The 2,011-nt window shown below is 39.8% G+C and carries 2 protein-coding genes; both read right to left on the bottom strand.

All coding sequences use genetic code 11. The annotated features are described in order from the left end of the window. A partial coding sequence (locus A9G45_RS09590) for a tetratricopeptide repeat protein (RefSeq protein ID WP_176701661.1) occupies positions 1–493 on the bottom strand: 493 nt, incomplete at its 3' end. Positions 494–690: 197 nt separating this feature from the next. Further along, positions 691–2,011, bottom strand: a 1,321-nt coding sequence (locus A9G45_RS09585; protein ID WP_065572399.1) for a tetratricopeptide repeat protein, incomplete at its 5' end; no start/stop codon positions are given.

Here is a 2,011-nt window from a genome sequence, read left to right as displayed (position 1 = left end):
CATTTTCGTCAAAAATATACAATCGAGGCGCTTTACCGCCTGATGCGTTTTCGTAAATATAACCAATACTATTTTGAGCATCGGCATTGCCTTGAGCAGCCGCTTTTTCAAACCAACTTAAAGCAACTGGAAAGTTGTTTAACTCATCACGGTACATTGAGCCTAAGTTATATTGTGCTTTAGCCAGTCCCTGAGCGGCCGCTTTTTCAAATAATAGCCGTGCTTTAGTGTGATCCCCTTTTTGGTAAAGCAAATTATCGCCGTAAAAAATTTCGCCCAAGGTGTTTTGGGCAATGGCATCACCACTTTCAGCCAGTTCAGTACACAGTTTCATGTTTGCTTCATCACGTGAAAGTTGGCAAGTGGGTTGCTCCGAGGCGCTAGGCATCAAGCGCGTTTGGGTCGCATTGGTATGATGATTGCCCTTGGCAAAAGCCAACATCGCAAATAAGGCAACACCAAATCCCAATACCGCATAAGGGATTTTTTTCATTTTCATTCCATTTATAACGATTTTTGATGAATTTTAATATGGTTAACCACGCTAATTGTATAGCAAAAATCGGTGGTAACAAATTAAAAAACAAACAATAAATACCTTAAAAAAACCGAAGTTCAAAGCAAGCAAGAACAATCAAAACACCTTGCAATCATATTACAAAAACAATTAAAAGCGGATATGATCCGCTTTTAATGCATTCTTAGTTCATCTTCTTCTATCGGTGGGTACCCTGACCATTCATTAGGGTGATTAACCGCTCCCATTTTTAACGCGTATTTACGCCATAATTGCGCACGGGGAATATCTTGCTCTTCGCGTTTATAATAGTAACTTAACGACGTTATGATAATATGGTTGCCTTGAATGGCTTCTTTGGTCAATATACGCTCTTTTAATATTGATTGTTCGCCAACCGTATTGCCCAGTAATATATCAAAGGTGTCTCTTGGCCAAAGCGTAAAAGTGATAATTCGTGAACCATAGAGCATATTTAAATTGTAAAAATCTTTCAGGTAAAAGAAATTATCATAGATCAAATCTTCATCGCTCACCTTTTCACGAGCACTATTATATTGGGAACGATATTTTATTGTTTGATGTTTTAATTGTGTTCTAAATTTATATTGATTAGACATTATAACTCTAAGGGTATGCCATAAGTTATCATCGGGTTGCAATTGATAGGCTTGCTCAAGTAAGGTAAAGGCTTTATATTCATCGACTTTGGTACCTAAGCCTTGCATATACATAAACGCTAATGTCCTTATTGCTGGGACAAACTGTTGGTTTGCTGCTTGTTCATAAAGCGTAAAGGCATGATTTTCATTTTTATCAACCCCAATACCAAACAGATAAAAGTAAGCCAAATTGGTTTGCGCTAAAGCATGCCCTTGGTTGGCGGCTTTTTGGTACCATTCAATGGCTTTTTGTAAATCAGGCTCGACCCCTTGGCCATATTCACTCAAGGGGTAAACTCCACGGGGATAATATTCAATGGGTAAGCTCATTTTGTCGAATCGGGCAAATTGTGCTTCGATTTTAGGTAGTTCAGAGTCGATATTGTTGCCATTTTCGTCAAAAATATACAATCGAGGCGCTTTACCGCCTGATGCGTTTTCGTAAATATAACCAATACTATTTTGAGCATCGGCATTGCCTTGAGCAGCCGCTTTTTCAAACCAACTTAAAGCAATCGGAAAGTTGTTTAACTCATCACGGTACATTGAGCCTAAGTTATATTGTGCTTTAGCCAGTCCCTGAGCGGCCGCTTTTTCAAATAATAGCCGCGCTTTAGTGTGATCCCCTTTTTGGTAAAGCAAATTATCGCCGTAAAAAATTTCGCCCAAGGTGTTTTGGGCAATGGCATCACCACTTTCAGCCAGTTCAGTGCACAGTTTCATGTTTGCTTCATCACGTGAAAGTTGGCAAGTGGGTTGCTCCGAGGCGCTAGGCATCAAGCGAGTTTGGGGCGCATTGGTATGATGATTGCCCTTGGCAAAAGCCGACATC

The organism is Gilliamella sp. HK2 (assembly GCF_001690265.1).
Lineage (GTDB): Bacteria > Pseudomonadota > Gammaproteobacteria > Enterobacterales > Orbaceae > Gilliamella > Gilliamella apicola_C.
Note: the sequence above shows the minus strand (reverse complement) of the source record. Positions and strands in the feature narration are given on the sequence as shown.